Here is a 7,405-nt window from a genome sequence, read left to right on the forward strand (position 1 = left end):
TTATTCTTTTAAATCTCCTTCGAGTGCAGCTACATTCTTTTTCTTAATTTTTTCAATTTTTGCATTCAATTTTAGAACATCTTGGTAAAGCCCATTAAATTTTTTGACCTGCGCATTTTCATGAAAAAGAATCATCTGATCTTTCTTCTGCCATTCATAATTTTTTAGAAGCTTAAACATTTCTTCTGCTTTATCTAAAATTTGTAGCTCAATCATAAAAATTGCATGATCTTGATCAGCTTTTTGCTGAGTTCCTAATTTCATTTCAAGAAGTTGTCTCATCTCTGCATCGACAGATAATTCCTGAACTTTTACTAAGAAAGTTTTATGAATTTTTTCATATTCAGTTTGATATTTATCTGAAGCCATACGGACATCAGCTAACATCTTCTCGGTTTCTACAAACTTTTGCTTTTTATCAATATCTAAACGGTCAACATTTAAAAAAGTATCCCATTTTGCCGCCTTTAACTCCCTTAAATATGCATTTCGTGCATTTATATTTTGAATCCAATAACTTAAAAGAAATTCTGAAATTTGCTTATAGTGTCCTGCCAACCGTTTATCGTGAATATTAAGCTCGACAGGTTTAGACCAGTCTTGCGCTTGTTCATAAAGCTGGTTCATTTTTTCAGTCATGACCACATCAAACATTTGACTGCTGTCTTTGGCTTGCTGCTGTTTAATATGCTGATAGGTGAAAAAAATAATGCTTATGACAACAACCAGACTTGCTATCGCAATCAAAACTCGGCGCATACACACCTCCTATTTCCCTTCTTATAGTTTTGCTCTTTATAGTTATAAAATAGAGCTTATTCTTCTTTATATGCCATTTATTTCACAATACGCAACACTGTATTCGCTACTCAAAGCTTTAAATCCTTGTGCATCATCCCTATTATGATGGGTAATTAAAATTTATGAGATTCTCCCATGCGTGTTGATGTCTGGTCTGATGTAGTTTGCCCTTTCTGTTATATCGGCAAAAAACGCCTTGAACATGTAGCTGCTGAAGCAGGTATTGAGCTTGAAATTCACTGGCATAGTTTCGAATTAGATCCTGATGCACCAGCAAAACATGACACATCAAATACTGAGCGTTTGGCTAAAAAATATGGCCGTACCTATGAAGAGATGGAAGAAATGGAGCGCAATATTGCGGCCATGGCTGCCTCTGAAGGTATTGATTTCCAATGGCAAAAGGCGAATTCTGGCAATAGCTTTAATGCTCACCGTATTATCCACCTTGCGCAAAGCAAAGGCTTAGGCAACCAAGCAAAAGAAGCTTTTTTCCATGCTTATATGACCGAAGGTTTGGCAATTGGTGAACGTGAGGTTGTTGAAGAAATCGCTTCTCGTATTGGTCTTGATAATGCCGAAGTTGAATTTGTATTAGATACAAATGAACTATCTGACTTTGTTCGTCATGATGAAAAAATTGCGAAAGAGCAGTTAAATGTTACTGGCGTGCCATTTTTTGTATTTGATCAAAGAATTGCGCTCGCAGGTGCTCAACCACGTGAAGTCTTTTTAAATGTTTTAGAGCAAGCACAGCTCAAAGCAAATGCTGAAGAAGTTGAACAGGATGATGCGGCTGTTTGTAATGATGAATCATGTGATATTCCACAGAAATAAATCAACACAATTGAAAGTGTGATTAAATCGTATGTTTTATCACCATTTTAGCAATAGAGCGTTCTAAAAAAAGAACTATCTAATTGTTTAAAATCAGTTTATCATTGCCGCTTAGAATATTCGCGCTGTAATGTTCTGTTTTTTATGTGTTTAATGATCGGAATTTGAAGTTTCCTTGATCTATCGTCCCCCTTAACTGGGGGATTTTTTTATGTAAAAATAATCGCTACTAGCTTAAACTTTTTAATTTATTTCAAATATGTAATAAAAGTTAAATTTACTTAACTTTTGTGTCGCCCTCTTGATTTTATTAGAAAAATCAACAAAAGTGGAAACAACAACAAAACATAAAGATAGATATGAAAACATTTCACGTAATGCCGTACCGGCAGCTTTTTGCACTTTTAACGCTTGGATTCGGTTCGGTGTGTATTACTCATGCAGAAAACACCTCTTCCTCTCAAAATCAACAAGTAGAAGGTTTGTCATCTGGAGTCCAAACCGAAGTCACAACAGACGAGAATCTGTTAGATCAGATCCCACGTTGGGTGGACGCGACCCCCACCATTTTTCCCGAGCAGTCTAATCAACCTATTGTTCCACCTACCGAACAAACAGAAGATCAAACATGGGTTGATCGTAAACAAAAGAACATTCGTAATTGGGCCGATCGTACTTCTGAAAAAATTGACAACTGGTTTGGTGAAGTCGATCCAAAGAAACCTGCGACAGCAACTATTCGCGTAATGGTCGATAACTATTGGAATGAATACGATAACTTTGAAATTAAGCCCAGAATACGAGGTAGGATTAAATTACCGACGCTAGAAAAACGTCTAAGCGTGGTATTTGGTGATGACTCTTTAGATAACGAATTTAATAACAGTCCAGCCAATATTAACCAGAACCCAAATCAAGGTTCAAATAAGAAGCTAGACGGTAAGCAAACTCGAGATGACAACAGTTCTATTGCTTTACGTTGGTCAGATTTCTCGAAAAAATTGCCTTTTGAAACAGATGCAGACTTAGGTATTCGTTCTGGAGACGATATTTACGTTCGTTTAAAAGCATCGAGAGATTGGCAACTCCGTAATGATTTTAAATTTTATGCTGAGCAAATTTATCGTTATGGCATAGACAGCGAAAACTATTTACGTACTAATCTTGAACTTACACATGCCAGACCAAATCAACCGATTTTATCGAATCAGTTCAGCTTAACTTATGCCGATGACCAAGATGATGATCTAGCTTGGGAAAATAGGGTTTTCCGTGAACATAGTTTCTTTGCAAACAACCGTTTTAACTATGGTATTTATACAGGTGGTTATTACAACGACAATGACTTGCGTTTGAATAGTTGGGGACCATTTGTTTCATGGCGCCAACCTGTTTTACGTGAATGGTTCTTTGTTCAAGGAGACGTAAATTACTTTAATGATCACCGGGAAGATCGCAACCATTTCGTTAGTACCTTCTTGCGCTTAGAAGCTCTTTTTTAAGCTGCCAAACATCACCTTGGAACCCATCCAAGGTGATGAATAATAAAATACTTTTAAATAAAATTTTAAGCTTAGCCTTTTAAAATATTGTTCTAATTTTTTATTTTTGATTCCTTCTCTTTAAAAATGAATCAATTCTCCCCTTTTTCATTTCAATACAAATCAGCTGCCTTAGTTTGCCTTTATAGTTTAGGCGTATTGGCTTTAATTCCGCATACTCAATTTTTTTATAATTCTTTAAAGCACCCACGTTCAAGGCGACATTCCTACTCATCCAACCAACTCAGCAAAGCAAATAGACCCTCTCTGCCATTTGCACTCTCTCCTTGCGAAATAGAGACAAATAATGCTTTACCCGATATAGCATTATTTCAAGAACTAATGGCTGTATTTGGTAATGATACTTTATGGAAGCGTGCGACTCAGCCTGACCAAACTTATAAAGCCTTTGGTAAGAAAAAGAAGAGGAACTCTTCAGCTCAGGTTTCGACAACTAATCCACTGAGTGCAAGCTGGGCCACCATTTCAACTTGGATGCCTTTTGAAAATAATCTTGATTTAGGTTCAAACTCAGAAAATGATGTTTATGTACAATTTTTGGCAAAGAAAAAATGGAATTTAAGACATAACTTTAGTTTGGATACAGAACAAGTATTTCGCTACGGTTCAACCAGCCGAAACTACACCGAAACAACGCTAAACTTAACGCAGAAAATGCAAGATAACACTCTTTTTGCTAATAAATTTAATGTGAATAAGAGTGAAAATGAAGATTACAGTTGGGGAAATTGGACTTTCCAGCAGTACCAATTTTTAAAGGATAATCATCTTACTTACGGTGTCTATAGTGGTGGCATATATACCAAAAATGACATTCGACTAAATAGTTGGGGACCTTATATTTCTTGGCGCCAGCCTGTGTGGCGAAATTGGCTTTTTATGCAAAATGACCTTAACTTTTTTAATCATATTGATGATGATTCGAAACATCAACTCAGCGTTCAAATGAATCTCGAAGCTAATTTTTAATCAGAAATCACCAAATTGTGGATAACTCTTTCTTTATCCACAAAAAAGCCCCTGATAGTTCAGAGGCTTTTTTTATACTGAATTATTTCAACAGTAAGCTATTAATACGTTTTACATAAGCTGCCGGGTCTTCTGGTAAACCACCTTCAGCAATAACGGCCTGATCGAAAATCACATTTGCCAAGTCATCAAACTGCTCTGAACCTTCAAGCTTCTTCACCAAAGGATGTTCAGGGTTAATTTCTAAAATTGGTTTGATTTCCGGCACTGCCTGTCCTGCTTGTTTTAACATACGGATGAGTTGAGGTGATAACTCACCTTCACTTGTTACTAAACACGCAGGAGAATCGACCAGACGCGTGGTTACGCGTACTTCTTTGGTTTTAGCTTTCAATGAATCACTTAGCTTATCAACAACAGGTTTAAACTGTTCAGCGGCTTGCTCAAGTGCCTTTTTCTCTTCAGCATCTTGCAAGTCACCTAAATCAACCGCGCCTTTAGACACATTCTTTAATGGCGTCCCTTCAAACTCTTGAACAAAATTCATTGCCCATTCGTCCACACGCTCTGCCATTAATAGTACTTCAATGCCTTTTTTCTTAAACAACTCAAGCTGTGGCGAGTTTTTCGCTGCCGCTAAGCTGTCAGCAGTCACATAATAGATGGCTTTTTGGCCCTCTTTCATGCGAGCCTTATAGTCAGCAAAAGAAGTTGTTACTTCATCATTTGTTGAAGTCGCATAACGTAATAATTTTAAAATACGTTCACGGTTACCAAAGTCTTCGCCTAAGCCTTCTTTAATGACTGAGCCAAACTCACTGTAGAACGTCTTGAATTTTTCTTGGTCTTTTTCATCTTCCGATTTAGCCAAGCCATCAAGTACAGTTAATACGCGGCGTGCATTACCTTCACGAATCGTTTTGACATCACGGCTTTCTTGCAACAACTCACGGCTGACATTGAGTGGTAAATCCGCACTATCCACTACACCTTGAACAAAACGTAGATAATTTGGAATTAAATTATCCGCATCATCCATAATAAAGACACGTTTCACATAGAGCTTAATGCCCGCTTTTGCTTCACGAGTAAAAATGTCATGTGGTGCTTTACTTGGAATATAAAGTAGCTGTGTATATTCGGTACTGCCTTCAACACGGTTATGCGCCCAAGCCAGTGGCGCTTCAAAGTCATGCGTTAAGTTTTTATAGAACTCAACGTACTGCTCTTCAGTCACTTCGCTCTTGTTACGTGTCCATAAAGCACTAGCTGAGTTAATTGCTTCCCACTCGCCAGTTTTGACCATTTGGCCGCCTTTAGGCTCTTCACCTTCAGCAACCTCTTCTTCTTGCCAAACTTCTTTTTGCATTTGAATTGGCAAGCTAATGTGGTCAGAGTATTTATTAACGATCTGCTTAACTTTATAAGATTCTAAATAATCAAGCGCATCATCACGCAAGTGAAGAATAATGTCTGTACCACGTGAAGCCTTATCAATTTGTTGAACTTCAAACTCGCCTGTACCACCACTAATCCAACGCACCCCTTCAGATGCATCTAGACCTGCACGGCGTGATTCCACGGTAATTTTATCGGCAACAATAAAACCTGAGTAAAAGCCAACACCAAATTGACCAATCAACTGAGCATCTGCTTTTTGATCGCCAGTCAATTTTGACATGAAATCTTTAGTACCCGATTTTGCAATGGTACCCAAGTTATCAATCGCTTCTTGCTGATTTAAGCCAATACCGTTATCAGAAATCGTTAAAGTTTTATCTTCTTTATTTAAAATGACTCGTACATGAAAATCGGGATCATTTTCATAATATTCAGGATGATTAATTCCTTCAAAGCGCAATTTATCACATGCATCTGATGCATTAGAGATCAGCTCGCGTAAGAAAATCTCAGGGTTAGAATAGAGAGAATGCGTCACTAAATGTAAAAGCTGTGCAACTTCCGCTTGGAAACTATAATTTTGTGATGCTTGTTCACTCATAAATCACTCCTTAAATTTTGAAGTCTGTTTGTTCTCGAATGCTTTATGAATGGAGTACTTCTAGAATTTTTCAATCCTGAATATTAAAAATTTTTACTCTAATTAAAATGGACCGTGGCTTAACACTCTATCTTGCAATATTGCATCTAGCTGCTGTTGTCGTTGTTGATAAGCTTTGCTAATACAACTTACACCAGCCGCACAAGCATTTCTTTTTTTCAGCCATTGGTGCTGAGCATCTTTTTGGTTGTCTCGCCCGCCCATTGGTAAAGCATGCAGAACAATTTGATAGGTCGTTGCCATTTTTACATCGGCATCATTTAAAGAGCGGTTTTTACAAATAGTCTTTTCCGTTTTAGTTTTTGCAGCATCACACGAGAAACTTGCAGCTTGTAAATTTTGTGTGAATGCGATACCACTAAAAAGTGCTAAACAAAGCGCTAATTTTTTGTTCATGATTTTCTTTCCATGTTTTGTAATGAATAGAATTTAGTTTAGAAAAAAAATTGCATAAGATATGTTTAAAACTGTCTGTTTTATGCTTTTTTTAGTGCAAATAAAGTCCATAAAAAAACCTCACATAAATTATATGTGAGGTGCCTGAGTCTAGGTTTATTATTATATTGTTCTATTTATTATTATGCTTAAAATTTATAGCTATAACCTAAAGTGTAAACAAACGGATTAATATCTAGATCAAATTTATAATTAGCAACTGATGGATCAATTGTTACTTCAGGACTAATATCCATATAACGAACATCTACAAATACTCCCCAGTTTTTAGCATCAGCAGGTTGAAAATTAAAACCAACTTGTCCTGCCACACCAAAATCTTCTTTAACTTTTACCGCTACTCCTTGTTCATCCCAAGGAATAAATGCTGTAGCACCAACACCAATATACGGTGTGAAACGAGTTGAGTTTTTAAAATGATATTTCGCAGTAATTGTCGGTGGTAACTGTTTAATACGCGCTACATTTTTACCATCTAACAATACATCATGGTTAATAGGCGCTGCTAATAATAACTCTGCCGAAAATGGAGATTGGCCAAAAAAGTATTCTACTGATGGTGTAAATGCATATTCATGATCTGCCTTTACTACACCCAAAGGTGTTGTTGTATCTTCTGATGGAGCAATAACACTTCCACCAAATTTCACTTGCCAGTTACCAGCAAAAGTAAAAGAAGACATCCCCATTAATGCAACAACCAAAAATTTTTTGAACA

At 36.8% G+C, this 7,405-nt stretch carries 7 protein-coding genes; 3 read left to right on the plus strand and 4 right to left on the minus strand.

Going from position 1 to position 7,405, the window contains the following annotated elements:
* The gene (locus NL42_RS09090) at nt 1-759 is read right to left on the minus strand and encodes a hypothetical protein (RefSeq protein WP_461312521.1); all 759 of its coding nucleotides are present in this window, start codon (nt 757-759) and stop codon (nt 1-3) included.
* A 177-nt stretch (nt 760-936) separates the two neighbouring features.
* On the opposite strand from NL42_RS09090, the gene NL42_RS09095 reads away from it, so the two are divergent.
* The 3 genes from NL42_RS09095 (at nt 937) to NL42_RS09105 (ending at nt 4,169) form a co-directional block, all read left to right on the plus strand.
* Entirely contained in the window at nt 937-1,638 is a 702-nt protein-coding gene (locus NL42_RS09095; protein ID WP_003654526.1) for a DsbA family oxidoreductase, read from the plus strand.
* Nucleotides 1,639-1,997: 359 nt separating this feature from the next.
* On the plus strand, nt 1,998-3,140 hold the full coding sequence (locus NL42_RS09100) for a hypothetical protein (protein ID WP_461312522.1): 1,143 nt from the start codon (nt 1,998-2,000) through the stop codon (nt 3,138-3,140).
* Nucleotides 3,141-3,266: 126 nt separating this feature from the next.
* Entirely contained in the window at nt 3,267-4,169 is a 903-nt protein-coding gene (locus tag NL42_RS09105; protein WP_461312523.1) for a selenocysteine synthase, read from the plus strand.
* An 82-nt stretch (nt 4,170-4,251) separates the two neighbouring features.
* On the opposite strand, the gene htpG is transcribed toward NL42_RS09105, so the two are convergent.
* The 3 genes from htpG to NL42_RS09120 form a co-directional block, all read right to left on the minus strand.
* Nucleotides 4,252-6,171 carry a molecular chaperone HtpG gene (gene htpG, locus NL42_RS09110; protein ID WP_461312524.1) on the minus strand — a complete coding sequence of 640 codons (1,920 nt, stop codon included), beginning with the start codon at nt 6,169-6,171 and terminating at the stop codon, nt 4,252-4,254.
* A 102-nt stretch (nt 6,172-6,273) separates the two neighbouring features.
* The gene (locus NL42_RS09115; RefSeq protein ID WP_336165797.1) at nt 6,274-6,627 is read right to left on the minus strand and encodes a lysozyme inhibitor LprI family protein; all 354 of its coding nucleotides are present in this window, start codon (nt 6,625-6,627) and stop codon (nt 6,274-6,276) included.
* Between the two features lie 188 nt (nt 6,628-6,815).
* Nucleotides 6,816-7,405 (minus strand): OmpW/AlkL family protein (locus NL42_RS09120; protein WP_461312525.1); only part of this gene is annotated, 590 nt, incomplete at its 5' end.

Source organism: Acinetobacter sp. GN11, assembly GCF_054823985.1.

Excerpts from the sequence above, each read along its gene's own strand:
- NL42_RS09095 (WP_003654526.1), top strand. The coding sequence starts at position 937 with ATGCGTGTTGATGTCTGGTCTGATGTAGTTTGCCCTTTCTGTTATATC.
- NL42_RS09105 (WP_461312523.1), top strand. The coding sequence starts at position 3,267 with ATGAATCAATTCTCCCCTTTTTCATTTCAATACAAATCAGCTGCCTTA.
- htpG (WP_461312524.1), bottom strand. The coding sequence starts at position 6,171 with ATGAGTGAACAAGCATCACAAAATTATAGTTTCCAAGCGGAAGTTGCA.
- NL42_RS09115 (WP_336165797.1), bottom strand. The coding sequence starts at position 6,627 with ATGAACAAAAAATTAGCGCTTTGTTTAGCACTTTTTAGTGGTATCGCA.
- NL42_RS09090 (WP_461312521.1), bottom strand. The coding sequence starts at position 759 with ATGCGCCGAGTTTTGATTGCGATAGCAAGTCTGGTTGTTGTCATAAGC.
- NL42_RS09100 (WP_461312522.1), top strand. The coding sequence starts at position 1,998 with ATGAAAACATTTCACGTAATGCCGTACCGGCAGCTTTTTGCACTTTTA.